Below are 13505 nucleotides of genomic sequence, written 5' to 3'. Positions count from 1 at the left end.
CTAAATGGCAAAACTAGCATTATTCACCCACTATAATTTCAAGATAAAGTGTTTCTACTTTTTCTCTTGCCCAAGGTGTTCGCCTTAAAAACTTCAAACTTGATTTCACACTAGGATCCACTCTAAAACAATTAATGGGAATACGAATCCCCATTTCACGCCAGCCTAGATTCTCCTCTAACGCGATAATCATTTGCTCTAATTTAATACCATGAAGGGGGTTATTCTGCTGCATGTTCAAACTCGTATAAAAAAAGTCAATCATACGCACTTTCCCTACTGAATTCCCTATCTATTAAACCTGATATTTACTTTCTTTATGCTTACCTTTTTAAGGAAGCTGCAAGGGAGTGGCATAGACCTATTCATTTAATGATCTCCCGCAAGCTAAGTCACATAAATTCAGAGTTTTACTTTAACTTTCCAAATTTTAAAGAAAATAACTTTATTTTTTTCTCCATAGGATAATGTGAGTCAGGCTCAGTTTTATATGATCTAATAATAAAAAATATAAACCAAATAAAATAAAAATCGATTTAAACCAGTTTTCCACTGATTTCGCCAATTTAACAACAGCGCATATTTATACGCTGTATTAAAAATTCACACCGGATAGATTTTAGCGAATCATTTAAACATTGATTAATTTTTTATTGATATCCGGAACTGATATCAAATGGAGTATGAGATGGACCGATTAAATATCCAAGAGTTAATAGGAAAACATGAAAAACAAATATTAGAGTCAATAATTTATAAAAAACTTGGTGAGTCAGCATTAAAAAAAGCAACCGTACATTTTGGTCAAACCTCTTTCAATATTAATGGCGATGTTCAAAACAAACATTCTTTTTATTATAACAAGAAACCTATTGGTTATATTGACTTTCATGAAACCTATCTTGAAAATTCACTACTCAATGAAGTTTTTGAAAAAGTTGATTTATTGGTTAGTCGACATATCACTAACCAAATTTCTCGCTTTCATCTAGGTAAAGGGCAGGCATTAATTGGTTCTAGTGATCATATTTTAGATATAGAAAACTTTATCAAACTGGCTTCTAAATCCAAACATCCAGTCATTGTTGAAGGCTACTCAGGTTGTGAAAAACAAGCTGTAGCAAGCGCTATTCACTACAGCAGTGAAAGACGTGGAAACAGTTTTTATGAACTCAACTGTAGCTCTCTTAATCCAGAAAACTTTGAGAGTCAGTTGCTCAACCTATTATCTAAACTCAATGGAGGCACCCTCTTCATCAGTGAGATAGAGAGGTTACCATTAGCTCAACAAGGTCAGTTAATTCAGTTACTTAGTGTAAAAAGCCACATAAATAATTTATCAAAAAATCTCAATAAAACAGATATTCGCTATATTATTTCAAGTAGTCAAAACCTGGCTAACGAAGTAAAGAACAACCGCTTTTTAGAAAGCTTGCTCAGAGAATTTAACTATTTAAAAATCAAGATGCCATCTTTGAAGGACAGACGTAATGACATCCCCTACATCCTAAATTTTTTGCTTGCTGAAAACAGTGACGGCAATAAACTTTTTACCGAACAAGCCATTTCAATTCTGAAAAATCACCATTGGCCAGAAAATTATTCTGAGCTCGAAAGAGTGGGAATTCGTTTAATCGTACTCAGTAAAGGCAGCCAGATAAGACCAGAAGATATTAAAAAATTAGCACCCGAAATATTTAGCGAAGATATTGAAACAATAAATCATAAAATTTTAATTGAAAATTTATTTAATTCAGATTTCAGTCAAATTCAAAATTTGCATCATGGGCTTTCAAAATCCTTAATGTATTTATCTGAAAACTACCATAAAGAAATCACATTACAAAATCTTTCTGAATTTTCTTACGTTAGTCCATCTCATCTATCTTTTTTATTCCGATCAAATTTAGGAAAGACTTTCAAACAAATTTTAGCTGAGCTTCGCATAGAAAAAATCAAAAAATCCTTTGCAGAATATCCACATAAGAAAATCACAACGAGCTCTTTAGAAGTTGGCTTTGGAGATTTAAGTCATTTCGAAAAGATATTTAAAAAATATACGAAGATGACACCTAGGGAATATAAAAATAAATTAAAAGAGAGTTTATAACGACTATTTAGTTAGTTTAGCCAAGTCTCATTTAGATATTAAAAATACCATAGTGTTATCAAATTAAAGGACGTCACCATGAGCCAAGATGCCATTGAAGATGCAGTTGCACAAACCACCCTACTTACCATAGGGCTGACCTCATCAAATGCTGCTGCAAACTTAATCACAGCAACAAGCCAGTCGCTTGCTATTGCTGCCCACAATGCTGTTGCTAATCAACAGCAGGGCAATATCACAAGACAAGCATCTGGAACCCAAGGCCGTACAGGTATGTACACAACCAGTACTGCCGTTAATGGTGCCGTTGTAGAAAACCTAACTGATTAGTAAAAAACCATCATTGCAAGGAGAAGACAAATGCCAAACCAAGTAAATGAAAGCATTACAGACTCAGTTACTCAGGTAAATACCAATAACCTGGGTATGGCCCCCGCAACAGCTATGGGGAACTTGATGCTTTCCACTAGCCAATCACTTGCCGTTGCTGCCATGAACCTAACAACTGGGCAGCAGCAAGCAAATGTCATGTGGCAAGCAGCAACAGTTCAGGGCATCAATGCCCTAATGAATACTGGTAACGCTGTTACCGGCGCAGTATCCGGCCAAATAATTGGTCGTGGGTAAGCAAAACCGTCTATTCATTTCGTTTAGACACATCATTTAAAAAAGGAAATTACTATGCCAGATACAGTAAATGGAGCAATCACAGACTCAGTCACTCAAGTAAATACCAAGGTATTGGGTGATACACCAGCAACCGCTATGGGTAACTTGATGATGCCGACAAGCCAAGCCTTGGCTGCATCAGCACAAAACCTAACAGCAGGACAGCAGCAAGCAAATGTAATGTACCAAGCTGCGACAGTGCAAGGTATCAATGCCTTGATGAATACAGGTAATGCAGTAACAGGTGCTGTTACTGGCAATATCATTGACAAAGGTTAATCCTAACCAGTCTTAAACCACTGATAAATAAGGAAATATGTTATGCCAAGATATGTAAATGAAGCCATCACAGATTCTGTCACTCAGGTTAACACTAAAGTGCTAGGTGATACGCCAGCGACTGCTATGGGTAACCTAATGCTAGCAACAAGCCAGGCACTGGGTGTTTCTGCGCAGAACCTAACAACAGGTCAACAACAGGCTAACGTGATGTGGCAAGCAGCGACGGTACAGGGCATCAACGCTCTAATGAATACAGGTAATGCTGTAACAGGCACTGTATCTGGTCAAATTATTGATCGCGGTTAATTCGCCATTTTTAAATTAAGGAGCATTCCATGCCAAATTCAGTAGATGGATCAATTACTGATTCAGTCACTCAGGTAAATACAAAAGTATTAGGTGATACCCCAGCAACAGCAATGGGTAACCTGATGATGCCAACTAGCCAAGCATTAGCTGCGGGTGCTCAGAACCTAGTATCAGGTCAGCAACAAGCCAATGTTATGTATCAAGCAGCGACAGTTCAAGGCATCAATGCCCTGATGAACACTGGCAATGCTGTAACAGGCACAGTGACAGGCAACATTATTGACCGAGGTTAAGCTCGATCACGCGAATACCCACATTTGGGTATTCGCTTAATTTCAAATAAATTTTTAAGGATAAAACCATGCCAAATTATGTAAATGAAGCCATTACAGATTCTGTTACTCAAGTGAATACCAAGGTGCTAGGTGATACGCCAGCAACTGCCATGGGTAACTTAATGCTAGCCACTAGCCAAGCCTTAGCCGCTGGTGCGCAAAACCTGACAACAGGTCAACAACAAGCAAATGTCATGTGGCAAGCTGCTACCGTTCAAGGCATTAACGCTTTGATGAATACAGGTAATGCAGTAACAGGCACAGTATCTGGCCAAATCATAGATAAAGGTGCAGCACCGCGTCGCTAGGCTGTCACTCGCTGTGCAATAAGACATGCTGGGTTAAGCAATAAAGGCTAACCGAGCATGTCTTTATCTGGTTTTTTTTACACTTTCTCACTCTGAATGAGTGAAAAGAGCTAAGCGTAAACCTAATTAAAAATCATTATTTCTTAATCTTAAGGACAAGGAAAACCTCATGTCTAATAAAGCAAATCAAGATAAAACGCACTCTATTGCAGGCAAATCATTGGCTCAATCAGGTGCTCTCGCAGTTCAGGATGCGGCAAATACTATGCGAGATATGAACACCTTGTTATCCACGGCTGCAGGAGTTGCATTAGCTAACTTTATTGAATCTGGCGACCCTAAATATTTAGAAGCACTGGATAAACTCAACTCACAAGCAAAAGATTCTAAGAGCAATTTTATCGATCTTTATACCAGTGTCACAGATAGCAAATAACTGACATCACATACGGGCAAATTGTTTAGATTACAGGACTTCATCATGGATTCGTTAAATAATACTCAAGATCAGGCCAAGCCGATCAACAATGTCAAACCAGACAGTGAAGAATACTCATTAGCTATGGTTGATACTATCTTTGCAGACACCCTTTCTAGAGGAATGCAAAATGCCATCACCTCTCAGCAAAATGCTCAAATGGCGTCTTCTACATCAATAACCAACGCCTGCGCAAGAATATTGCAGGCCAGAGCCAGCTCACCAGTTACTGCGCCTATTCCCGAGCCTAAAGAAACCACACCAATAAAACCAAATCCAGCAGCGCTGAAACAGGTGCATGACACATTAACGGCGGTCGATAACACAAACCATTTCAGCCCTAATCCGAGTAAGCCCACCAGCCAAATCACACCAGAAACAAACAAGGCATCAGCGTCACAAGATGAGCAAACGTCAGCTGAAATAAACAAAGAATTAACGGGATCATCCAAGTTCAAAAAAAGAGCCCTATTGATCACTTTAGGCATTTTGACTGCTGCTTTGATCACAGCAGGCTTGTATTTACCCATTCAATCAAGCGTCTCATAAGTTTCATCGAAAAAGTAAAACGACAGGCGACAGGCGATAAGAGACGAGTCTAAACAGACATTTAATAATCACATTAAAGCTTAATCAGATACTATCTAGGAGATAACAATGACTGAATCAAACACCAACCAAGCCCAGGCACAATCAGACATATCTAAAGATGAAAACGATCGTTATGCCAATATAAGCACAGATCAAGACACAGGGCGCTATGCAGAACAAACACCTGACACCGATCAAAATTCAGAGACCTCAGACATGCCTGAATTAGCTGCTGATCTTAGTGCTATGGTTGAGAACATTAATGCCGATTTAAGTAGCCTATACCAAGAAATTAACCAGCATATTAACGAGCAATTAGATCAGGTGAAAGAATCACGTCAAGACATTCAGGCCCTAATGAAAAACCTAGGCCAGCAGCTAAAAAACACACAAAAGAAATAATATGGCCCCTTGTATATGCGTCAAGCCTGATACGAATATTTCATGCTATACAAGGGGCAATATCTTCTATGTACATCAGCAAATAACAAGAGATTGTACAAGCTCGGGAATGACTTCGTTTGGATCTCTAAACTGATTAATTTTACCTAGTAAATTACGTTTTATCATATCATCTGAAATGCTCTGAGGAATCAAGGCGACATAACTCAAACCTTTATTATTTGGCCCTTCCACAATGCTAGTGATCCAAGGAAACAGAGCCGGTCCCATGGTGGCAAAGTAGAATGGTTTCTCAATACCAAAATCTATATCATATACTCCAAAATTAGCCCAACTTGTTAGCAATAAAGAGTTACCATATGGATTAAGTCAGTCAGGAATAAACTGAGCTATTTTCTCTCTTCCTCCATGCTTTTCAATATAATCTAGACTAGCGTGATAATCTAAATACTCGCTTTCAAAGTGATCCACCTTATGACGGATACGTTGAGCTAACAGTACTGCTGAATCGCCAGGTTTATGGCTCATCTTGACCGTAGATACCATATTTCCCATTAAGTTTTCATTTAATCCTGCTCGGTTTCGAAAGTTAATCGCCATATCCATTTCTCTTGGATTGATCTGGCCTTTATGCTGAAGCGTATCAGTAAATACAGATAAAATATGGGCAGACAACACATCATTAACCGATAAAAAACTGTCTGATTTTAGTCGATAGCTTTCGTACATAGTATTGAGCTCATCCTCACTAAAATAAAACTGAACCCATCTTTGTGCCTTGCTCTTACATTGCATGTAGTAAATTAGTTTTACGGCTTCTACGACCCCAATTTTACGCACAGCTGCTTCATATTGGTTGTTATTTCTAGGTAGGTGCTTAACAAGGTGCTGATGCCTATCTGGCACGACTAGAGGCGTTACAAAGTTACGTCCAGAAAATTGATCCGACCAAGCACGCATAAAAGTCTGCATATCGCCAATCGCATGATACCAAATTAAAGCTAGGGAACCTGCGAATAAGCCCTCCCGCCTCAGCGTGTGGATAAAAGCCCATAGATTTATGGCGAGGAGCGCAACTTAATAGTTATTCTATTGATAAGGTTCTCAACATAAAGATAGGGCTTTTAGACCACGCCCTTCGGGTCTTTCAGAAAAAGTAACACCCTGTGTTGTCACTTCTCGAAAGGTACTTACATTACTTCAAAGTAACGCCTTGTGTGATACTTTTTCTGAAAAGACTGAGAAGAGGTGACTTAATCGCAGGCTCCCTAGGCACATACCACCATCTTCAAAATAATTCACCTTAATGGTTAACACGGCTTCTTGTTTTTTAATCACTGTCTTAGGGTTTATTAGATCGAATAATATCTCATTATTTTTAGTTGCAAATTGATCTCTTAACAGCTGAGTCATTGTAAAGTCATGGTCTTGGGTAGAAAAACTAACTCCTTGGTTGCGACAATCAATACAAAAGTCACCATCAAGATAACTTAGCCTACCAGCAAAGAGATCAAACGACTCAAGAACTGCCTCTAATGCGAGCTTAAGCTCTCCTGCATTCAAGCTCTTTTTATAATAAAATGCGACCGAGACAGGCACTTCGCGTAATACCTCATCAAAAGCATTACAGTGAATAACTCGAGATGAATGCTGATGGGCTTTCACCAAACGAATAGATTGTGTGTTTTGCATTAGAAGCCTCTCTTATTTACTAGATTGGCAAATCAATTGCCGTTAACGTCGTTGAAGTAAGAGAGTAACTGCACATTCTTATGGGATTCTTAAATAGCTTGCTAGAGTTTGGTTTTGATTAACCAATAGACAAACGTATTTACTGGGCGAGTTTCATTCTGACTGACTGAGCAGTTTTTAGGTTCTAAGGTATCTGCTGGCATCAAAGGCATTTGCGTCGTTGAGATACCAGGTTCAGCAATCACAGGGACAACTTCTTTCGGCTTTTGATAACTATGGACATGCGTTTCAAGGGCAAAACCTTGAGTTGACCCTACGCCATTTTTCTCACCATTTCTCGCCCCTGCTCTGTTATCTAAACTCCCTTTGCGACGCTCCCGCTCGTCCACGCCTCTTAAAAACTCTCCCCTTAGATCTGGTAAATTAAATTTTTGCCCACTTCCGCCATAACGATAGCCCAAAGCACTGAAAAGCTCGGGATACTGATTGATCTCTAAGCTAGATCCATCGCACTTAAGCCAGTTAAACATAGGTAAATTTGTCTCATGAGGCCTATCCCCCGAAGTACGTATCTCCCCTGCAAAAGCAATCACAGAACCGACCGGCATCGCATCTCCCATAAGAGCCGAAGGCATTAAATTAGGCAATTCAGGGCTTTGAGCCTTGGGGGGTTGTTTTAAATATTCTCGTTTCTTCTTCATGCTCAATGACTCCTTTAGCATCATTGCTTATCGGTTGTGATCTAAATGGCTCGCAATATTGTCTAAGCTAGTATTTTCATCTATCACAGACATCACAGTAGGCAAGCATACCTGCCAATCTTTCACTCGTTTTTCTCCCTCTGAATGATTACGCAGTCCCTTATAATCATTAATCAAAGCTAAAGCCCCCTGATTAATTGGCACTAAGCTCTCTTGGCCATGCCAAATTCGCCCAGTTTCATAAAAGTACATAAACCGCTTTTCATAACCTGGCCTAACAGGGATAAGAAGTTTGGCTTCTTGTGCTTTGATAAAACGATACAAATAGAGCTCAGAATCTAACTCAGCCAAGACGGGTAACGTTTGAATTTCTTGTACATCACTAAGGCCACATGCAAGACGGTTTATCAACTTGCAATAAAGCTGATTCCACTCCAAGGTGTAATCAAAGTACTGTTGATAAGCGAACAAATCTTTAGGCTCACCCGCCACCCCTTCTACAAAAGTCATACTATGATCAAACAAGGTCTTAACACTCATCTTAATCAGTTCACGATTAATCAAACTGAGTGTGACTTTATTATCTTCTTCTTTAAGTCTATCTTTTAATGCCTCTAAAGACGATTTATAAGCAGCGCATTGCAATCGATAAGCTTGCTGACAAGCTTCGTAAACCCCTAGTTGCCATTGGCTTAACATCTTTTGTGTTAAAGCCAGATCTAGGTTCATGCTAATGACTTGAGTATGAGCACTAATGCTCGCTGTTTGTTTTCCACTACAGTTTTGCTTTACACCTGTATTTGGACAAACTGCTGTTTCAAGGTTTGCTAAAAATGAAATTTCAATCGCATCTTCAACCTCTTCTTCTAATACAATGGTTTGACTAGCCTGTCCGTTTGATAAGTGCATTGGGTACACTTTACCCAATAGTAAGATAGTCAGCCCTACCACAGAGTCTGCAACCAGCGCACTAACGGTCAGTTTCTGAGCACTATATCCCTTGGCGATAGGGAACACTTGTGAAGAAGAGGCTAGCTGAGAGCGAATAGTCTTATTAATAGAGCGATTTAACCTTGGGGCAGGTTCAACCTTATCTAGGTTATAAGCCTGATAAAGGTTTAAATAATAAGCTGAGGATAAATCTGCCTCTCTCTCATCTTTGCTACCAGAAGAGCTATCAAGATTAAGAGGCTCATTATAAGCGTCTTCTTGAGGGTGTTCAGAAACACGCGAAATATCAGGAAGCTCAATTAAAATGTCGGAATATTGATTAACCCCATACTCATTTAAGCTTAGTGGCTTAAGCTGATCTAAAAAGAGTAATTTTTTTAATTCCCGCTGAAGTTCATCATCACTAAGATCTAAACTTACCTCTATCATCAAACGTTTTTGGGATTCTAGAGCCTGCACTCGATAACGTTTATTTAGCCAGTAATAGAACCCATTAAGCGATCTGTCTTTATCATTATGAAAGCGTTGGCTTTCCTTGTTTGCCTGCTCATAACTAAGCTGTACCTGTTTTACTTGGCTAACATGACGCGACACCCTATGTTCAGTTTTAGCCAACACATCTTTAATAAAATCTGCCGACGCTTGGTTATCACCTCCCATTGGCTTTTCATCTATGGTCCAACTCCCGGATGTACTGGCATTGGCTGAGGTGGCGAGATACTGAGTCGCATACTTATCTAGTGTATTAGTGACTTGTTTGTCTGCAAGCGTATGCTGAACATGAGCTAATAGATCCTGCTCTTTATGAGACGCTAGACTTTTATCAATTCGTTTTTCGTCTTCTAAGCTATTCTGCTTAGCATTAGATTTGATAGTGAAATCCTGTTGGCTCTCTCTCGTTTCACCGGATAAAACAGACTCTACTTTTTGCAGCTCTCCAAGCTCATAACCAATCAACTTATATTCTATTCTGTGTAACGTCCCTATAGCATAAGGCCTTACACCCTTTGCAGACAAACAGGATGATGTCTGAGGTACAGATGCTGCATTTTCTGAATCTGTTTTATGATCCTCCTCACCTGATATACCAGAATAAGGTAATGGAAAAACACTAAGGGGCAGTAAAAGATCGGCATTCAACCAAAGCTCAATATTAAATTCAGACCAAATCTGATTATTTTTAATCAAGCCTAGGGCTTTATTAATAAAATTGAGTCTTTTTAAAATACGAATTAGCTGATCTAGCCAGTTTATTTCATAGTCGAGAATAATAATGAGGGAAAAACAACTTAACCAAATATGGATAAGACTCTCTTCAAAAGCAGGAGAGGTAAGAAATTCTGATAAGCTATCTGAAGAGGAAAAGTGTCGATCGATCAGACTGATTAGATCCTCCTTACTTTGTAATCGAGAAAAGTCTTCATCCAGCAGCGAGACTAAAGGAAGCGATACTTGCTGAGGATAGCGTATAAATTCTGCGCTATTAATGTAACTCACAGCAGAGGATTGAACTTGTTCCCTATCCCCAGCGGCTTTTGCTTTTTCCCATTGTTGAAAAGTGGCATTTTCTTTAAGGCTATCAGGGCAAGTAAAAAAACTATTATCAAGTTCTAGTTGAGTAATTTTAGGGCCATTCTCTAGCTCTAAATAGGGAAAAAGCAGTTGATAATAATTTGATCTTTCTTTCACACTCAAATCAATTGAGGATGAGCTGACCTGCATATTGTTAATTGAAGATGCACTAGACATACGATGGACCTTTTAAGAATGAGTCCATTTACCTTATCGCCATTCCCAGTTTACTACTTGGCAAAAATTCTGGCATTTTGCCCCAAATCAAGCAGCGTGAGTTTGGGGCCTGCCTCTTCTAGAGCTATTTCCTGTCGCTATTTTGCATAGCTATAGTCACTCACTATGCGTTGACCTAATCCATTTAAATAAGCATGTCCTGCATGATTATTCCAAATAGCTCGCTTGCTATCCCATGAATACCCCCCTGTTTTAGCATCAAGTTTATTGGTATACACGCGAATACTGCCAAAAGGAGCAATCTGACTTCCTTCAGAAAAAACAAAGTCATCCGCATGACCGCCACCTAACACCCAACTAGAAATATCCACCCAAGCAGGACTCAAGTTAGTGATTTCAACATACTCATCACCCTCGGAGTATCTATCATTACCATCAAAGGCGATATGAGAAATATACACATCTTGCTCTGCCTCACGGCCATACCACCACTGGCTAACTAGATTAGCATTCTCATCATATAACTTGGCTTTATCGCCGCGGTTGTTCCAAATTGCATGATGGCTATTAAATGAAAACTCTCCCTTATCAAAGGTATAAATGCGAATAGTCTGTCTACTTGCTATCAAAGTATTCTCTTTGAAAGTCATCTTTTGATTCGGGCCAGCTTCTATGCTCCAGCCTTCGAGGTCTAAAATAGCCGGTCCTTGGTTAGTGATTTCAATATATTCATCCTCTTCAGGTTGGCTTTGATCAGAGCTTGAACCCTTAAAGTTTAAGCTTGTTATCATCATTTGTTGATTAGCATAAAGACGATAATTAGCCTGCCACCATACGGTGAAAGCACTCGGACTAATATCATCAGCATTATCTTTAAGCAGTTGCTCTGCAAGCTTTAAACTGACCTCAGAAAATGCAGACAAAGCCCGATCCTGCTCAAGACTGAATTGATATTTATAAATTGTTTGTTTTAACTTTTTGATGGTATTTGATTCCATTACTAGACTCCCTCTTTACCTATATTTAATAGCGCTATGATCCATAGCGTGTCCTCACTAAACATCCCACTCAAACAGCAAACTTACTCGTTTAAAGGCATTATTTTTACAGTGTATTCTTACAATCGTAAGGCAGTTTTTTGTCACTCCCTCACCTCTCTCGGTATTCATAACCCCCCCTCATCCACTGCGGCATAAATAAGGAGAAGAAAGAGATTAAATGAGCCTAGTTTTCACAGACTTTGTCATTTTTATTGCCGCGTTATCTCGAATTTTTCTCGTTAATCTTTAAACACACATCAAAAATCTAAAAGACACTGCGAATAAACTATCCCAGCTCAATATGGGGATAAAAGCATCACCTAATATGACTGAGAAACGGTGATTTATTCGTGGGCCCTATAACCAATAAAAGAGATTGCCATGATTAAATTTAAAGCCTTAATGAACGCCATCCACCAAAGTATTCATAGCGCAGCACAAGCAGTCGAAGCAGAAGGTGTTAAGCACATAGAAACCTTCTTCGATGCAATAAAGCACGAAGAGCTAGATGTAAATGACCAAGGAATTGCACCTGAATCTTATGTCACTCATAGACCTAAAATGGTCGCCATGGCATTTCCAAGCCGGACTGACAAAGGCGTTGAAACCGTCATGGTGAATGTTCCCTTAATCACCCTCTCTCCCGTCAGTTCTCCAAGAATTCAAGAAGTAAAATTTAAAGCAGAGTTGGATGTGACAACCAATGAAGATAATGAGCTTATGGTAGCTTTTGCTAACTCCAATAAGCGAGGCTTGTTAACAAGCTGTGATCATAAAAGCACCAATACTGCGATAGAAATTACCCTTAAAGGCAATGAACCGCCAGAGGGTCTACAGCTTGTGATTGAAGGGTACGAAAAGGCCCTAAGATCGCAAATCCCAGGCTAATTCAGCCAACATAAATACTTATCCAAGGAGTTCTATATGCCAGGACCAGCTTTATTATCTATGGCGCAACAATTTAGTGGTTTGCCAATGAAGTCATTAATTGGTGGGCCTTTAAAAGCCGCAGCCGAAGCAAATGCTTTAATGGCTCACACCCAAACTGAGTTCTTATTAAACACCTGCTTTCAACCACCAGCACAAGACGGCACTCGCTCGCCTATCATGATAGATATGATTATTGAGCGCGCTATCATTAACGCCGATGGCACGCCCCAAGAAAAACCCGCACAAACAAAAATGAACTTGCCGTTACTCACCATCTTGCCTCTTAACTCATTAGCGGTTGATGATGTTTCTGTTGATTTTGAAATGGAAGTAAAGAGCTCTTTTTCCAATGAAAAAGAAAACTCATCCAGTACTGAGGTGGGTGCAGAAGCAAAATTTAGCGCCTCAGCAGGTATTGGGCCTTTCTCTGTTGAAATTAGTGGTAGCGTGAAATCCACCAGCAAAACAGCCTCATCAGATAAGTCCCATTACGAAAAATCTAATAGTGCTAAATACAATGTGCATGTTCATGCAGGACAACTGCCATTGCCACAAGGGGTAACTACCATCATTGATGCTTACTCTCAAGCTATCCAGCCTATTCAGATTGAAGCCGAGAAAAGTTAACTCTGATCATCAGGATGAGGGTGCGATTTCATCGCACCCACTTAATAAACTCAGTGAATAAACATAATTAATAAGGACGTTTTATGCCCTACCAACAACAAATCCCTTGCCCACATTGCCAGTCCGTCATTCTCTTCGATGCCAAGCTTTTTGTCAGTGGTATGCGGTTTCGTTGCTCTAACCCAGATTGCAATACCAGCATTAGCATAAGTCCCACAAGCTTAAATCAAGCAAAAGACGTATTCGAAAACTATGAGTCGCAAAAGCAAACCATTTTGCAGAAAAGTCACTCGGGTTAACCTATCAAAAATCACCCTTATCACCTACATAA

At 39.4% G+C, this 13505-nt stretch carries 20 protein-coding genes; 13 read left to right on the top strand and 7 right to left on the bottom strand.

Annotated elements, in window-relative coordinates; all coding sequences use genetic code 11:
- Window positions 1–19: 19 nt before the first annotated feature.
- Window positions 20–265: a VF530 family DNA-binding protein gene (locus Q0A08_RS00590; protein WP_438464215.1), complete on the bottom strand. Its 246-nt coding sequence runs from the start codon at window positions 263–265 to the stop codon at window positions 20–22.
- A 423-nt stretch (window positions 266–688) separates the two neighbouring features.
- Between Q0A08_RS00590 and Q0A08_RS00585 the strand changes: the two genes are divergently transcribed.
- The 10 genes from Q0A08_RS00585 (at window position 689) to Q0A08_RS00540 (ending at window position 5484) form a co-directional block, all read left to right on the top strand.
- The gene (locus tag Q0A08_RS00585) at window positions 689–2110 is read left to right on the top strand and encodes a sigma 54-interacting transcriptional regulator (RefSeq protein WP_438464213.1); all 1422 of its coding nucleotides are present in this window, start codon (window positions 689–691) and stop codon (window positions 2108–2110) included.
- Window positions 2111–2188: 78 nt separating this feature from the next.
- The gene (locus tag Q0A08_RS00580) at window positions 2189–2440 is read left to right on the top strand and encodes a RebB family R body protein (protein WP_438464211.1); all 252 of its coding nucleotides are present in this window, start codon (window positions 2189–2191) and stop codon (window positions 2438–2440) included.
- Between the two features lie 30 nt (window positions 2441–2470).
- Complete coding sequence (locus Q0A08_RS00575; RefSeq protein WP_438464209.1) at window positions 2471–2737, top strand: RebB family R body protein; 267 nt, start codon at window positions 2471–2473, stop codon at window positions 2735–2737.
- A gap of 54 nt (window positions 2738–2791) precedes the next feature.
- The gene (locus Q0A08_RS00570) at window positions 2792–3058 is read left to right on the top strand and encodes a RebB family R body protein (protein ID WP_009833203.1); all 267 of its coding nucleotides are present in this window, start codon (window positions 2792–2794) and stop codon (window positions 3056–3058) included.
- A 42-nt stretch (window positions 3059–3100) separates the two neighbouring features.
- The gene (locus Q0A08_RS00565; RefSeq protein WP_046019028.1) at window positions 3101–3367 is read left to right on the top strand and encodes a RebB family R body protein; all 267 of its coding nucleotides are present in this window, start codon (window positions 3101–3103) and stop codon (window positions 3365–3367) included.
- A 29-nt stretch (window positions 3368–3396) separates the two neighbouring features.
- Entirely contained in the window at window positions 3397–3663 is a 267-nt protein-coding gene (locus tag Q0A08_RS00560) for a RebB family R body protein (protein ID WP_046019027.1), read from the top strand.
- 68 nt (window positions 3664–3731) lie between these two features.
- Window positions 3732–4013 (top strand): RebB family R body protein, encoded by a 282-nt coding sequence (locus Q0A08_RS00555; protein WP_046019026.1) that lies wholly within the window; start codon window positions 3732–3734, stop codon window positions 4011–4013.
- 169 nt (window positions 4014–4182) lie between these two features.
- On the top strand, window positions 4183–4449 hold the full coding sequence (locus Q0A08_RS00550) for a hypothetical protein (protein WP_438464206.1): 267 nt from the start codon (window positions 4183–4185) through the stop codon (window positions 4447–4449).
- Between the two features lie 45 nt (window positions 4450–4494).
- Window positions 4495–5040 (top strand): RebB family R body protein, encoded by a 546-nt coding sequence (locus Q0A08_RS00545; protein ID WP_438464205.1) that lies wholly within the window; start codon window positions 4495–4497, stop codon window positions 5038–5040.
- Window positions 5041–5148: 108 nt separating this feature from the next.
- Window positions 5149–5484 (top strand): hypothetical protein, encoded by a 336-nt coding sequence (locus tag Q0A08_RS00540; protein ID WP_438464203.1) that lies wholly within the window; start codon window positions 5149–5151, stop codon window positions 5482–5484.
- A 75-nt stretch (window positions 5485–5559) separates the two neighbouring features.
- Here Q0A08_RS00540 and Q0A08_RS00535 read toward each other — a convergent pair whose 3' ends face one another.
- The 6 genes from Q0A08_RS00535 to Q0A08_RS00510 all read right to left on the bottom strand — a co-directional run bounded on the left by Q0A08_RS00535 (window position 5560) and on the right by Q0A08_RS00510 (window position 11575).
- Window positions 5560–5829, bottom strand: coding sequence for a hypothetical protein (locus Q0A08_RS00535; RefSeq protein ID WP_438464201.1), 270 nt, complete (start codon window positions 5827–5829; stop codon window positions 5560–5562).
- Between the two features lie 24 nt (window positions 5830–5853).
- Window positions 5854–6456 (bottom strand): hypothetical protein, encoded by a 603-nt coding sequence (locus Q0A08_RS00530; RefSeq protein WP_438464199.1) that lies wholly within the window; start codon window positions 6454–6456, stop codon window positions 5854–5856.
- Between the two features lie 228 nt (window positions 6457–6684).
- A complete protein-coding gene (locus Q0A08_RS00525; RefSeq protein ID WP_438464197.1) occupies window positions 6685–7176 on the bottom strand; it encodes an acyltransferase in 492 nt (163 codons plus the stop codon).
- Between the two features lie 101 nt (window positions 7177–7277).
- Window positions 7278–7877, bottom strand: a complete 600-nt coding sequence (locus tag Q0A08_RS00520) for a phage tail protein (protein WP_438464195.1) — start codon at window positions 7875–7877, stop codon at window positions 7278–7280.
- A 27-nt stretch (window positions 7878–7904) separates the two neighbouring features.
- The gene (locus tag Q0A08_RS00515) at window positions 7905–10577 is read right to left on the bottom strand and encodes a hypothetical protein (protein WP_438464194.1); all 2673 of its coding nucleotides are present in this window, start codon (window positions 10575–10577) and stop codon (window positions 7905–7907) included.
- Window positions 10578–10714: 137 nt separating this feature from the next.
- Window positions 10715–11575: a lamin tail domain-containing protein gene (locus Q0A08_RS00510; RefSeq protein WP_438464193.1), complete on the bottom strand. Its 861-nt coding sequence runs from the start codon at window positions 11573–11575 to the stop codon at window positions 10715–10717.
- A 423-nt stretch (window positions 11576–11998) separates the two neighbouring features.
- Between Q0A08_RS00510 and Q0A08_RS00505 the strand changes: the two genes are divergently transcribed.
- The 3 genes from Q0A08_RS00505 (at window position 11999) to Q0A08_RS00495 (ending at window position 13473) form a co-directional block, all read left to right on the top strand.
- On the top strand, window positions 11999–12505 hold the full coding sequence (locus tag Q0A08_RS00505) for a DUF2589 domain-containing protein (protein ID WP_438464192.1): 507 nt from the start codon (window positions 11999–12001) through the stop codon (window positions 12503–12505).
- Between the two features lie 36 nt (window positions 12506–12541).
- Window positions 12542–13174 (top strand): DUF2589 domain-containing protein, encoded by a 633-nt coding sequence (locus tag Q0A08_RS00500; RefSeq protein WP_063339600.1) that lies wholly within the window; start codon window positions 12542–12544, stop codon window positions 13172–13174.
- A gap of 83 nt (window positions 13175–13257) precedes the next feature.
- Window positions 13258–13473, top strand: a complete 216-nt coding sequence (locus tag Q0A08_RS00495) for a hypothetical protein (RefSeq protein ID WP_438464191.1) — start codon at window positions 13258–13260, stop codon at window positions 13471–13473.
- Window positions 13474–13505: the final 32 nt, after the last annotated feature.

Source organism: Marinomonas sp. PE14-40 (genome assembly GCF_051623805.1).
Lineage (GTDB): Bacteria > Pseudomonadota > Gammaproteobacteria > Pseudomonadales > Marinomonadaceae > Marinomonas.
Note: the sequence above shows the minus strand (reverse complement) of the source record. Positions and strands in the feature narration are given on the sequence as shown.

Bases quoted from the DNA above. Each gene is read 5' to 3' on its own strand.
- Q0A08_RS00580 (WP_438464211.1), top strand. From the start codon at position 2,189: ATGAGCCAAGATGCCATTGAAGATGCAGTTGCACAAACCACCCTACTT.
- Q0A08_RS00515 (WP_438464194.1), bottom strand. From the start codon at position 10,577: ATGTCTAGTGCATCTTCAATTAACAATATGCAGGTCAGCTCATCCTCA.
- Q0A08_RS00510 (WP_438464193.1), bottom strand. From the start codon at position 11,575: ATGGAATCAAATACCATCAAAAAGTTAAAACAAACAATTTATAAATAT.
- Q0A08_RS00500 (WP_063339600.1), top strand. From the start codon at position 12,542: ATGCCAGGACCAGCTTTATTATCTATGGCGCAACAATTTAGTGGTTTG.
- Q0A08_RS00495 (WP_438464191.1), top strand. From the start codon at position 13,258: ATGCCCTACCAACAACAAATCCCTTGCCCACATTGCCAGTCCGTCATT.
- Q0A08_RS00555 (WP_046019026.1), top strand. From the start codon at position 3,732: ATGCCAAATTATGTAAATGAAGCCATTACAGATTCTGTTACTCAAGTG.
- Q0A08_RS00525 (WP_438464197.1), bottom strand. From the start codon at position 7,176: ATGCAAAACACACAATCTATTCGTTTGGTGAAAGCCCATCAGCATTCA.
- Q0A08_RS00565 (WP_046019028.1), top strand. From the start codon at position 3,101: ATGCCAAGATATGTAAATGAAGCCATCACAGATTCTGTCACTCAGGTT.
- Q0A08_RS00560 (WP_046019027.1), top strand. From the start codon at position 3,397: ATGCCAAATTCAGTAGATGGATCAATTACTGATTCAGTCACTCAGGTA.
- Q0A08_RS00540 (WP_438464203.1), top strand. From the start codon at position 5,149: ATGACTGAATCAAACACCAACCAAGCCCAGGCACAATCAGACATATCT.
- Q0A08_RS00585 (WP_438464213.1), top strand. From the start codon at position 689: ATGGACCGATTAAATATCCAAGAGTTAATAGGAAAACATGAAAAACAA.
- Q0A08_RS00545 (WP_438464205.1), top strand. From the start codon at position 4,495: ATGGATTCGTTAAATAATACTCAAGATCAGGCCAAGCCGATCAACAAT.
- Q0A08_RS00590 (WP_438464215.1), bottom strand. From the start codon at position 265: ATGATTGACTTTTTTTATACGAGTTTGAACATGCAGCAGAATAACCCC.
- Q0A08_RS00575 (WP_438464209.1), top strand. From the start codon at position 2,471: ATGCCAAACCAAGTAAATGAAAGCATTACAGACTCAGTTACTCAGGTA.
- Q0A08_RS00520 (WP_438464195.1), bottom strand. From the start codon at position 7,877: ATGAAGAAGAAACGAGAATATTTAAAACAACCCCCCAAGGCTCAAAGC.
- Q0A08_RS00570 (WP_009833203.1), top strand. From the start codon at position 2,792: ATGCCAGATACAGTAAATGGAGCAATCACAGACTCAGTCACTCAAGTA.
- Q0A08_RS00505 (WP_438464192.1), top strand. From the start codon at position 11,999: ATGATTAAATTTAAAGCCTTAATGAACGCCATCCACCAAAGTATTCAT.
- Q0A08_RS00530 (WP_438464199.1), bottom strand. From the start codon at position 6,456: ATGCAGACTTTTATGCGTGCTTGGTCGGATCAATTTTCTGGACGTAAC.
- Q0A08_RS00550 (WP_438464206.1), top strand. From the start codon at position 4,183: ATGTCTAATAAAGCAAATCAAGATAAAACGCACTCTATTGCAGGCAAA.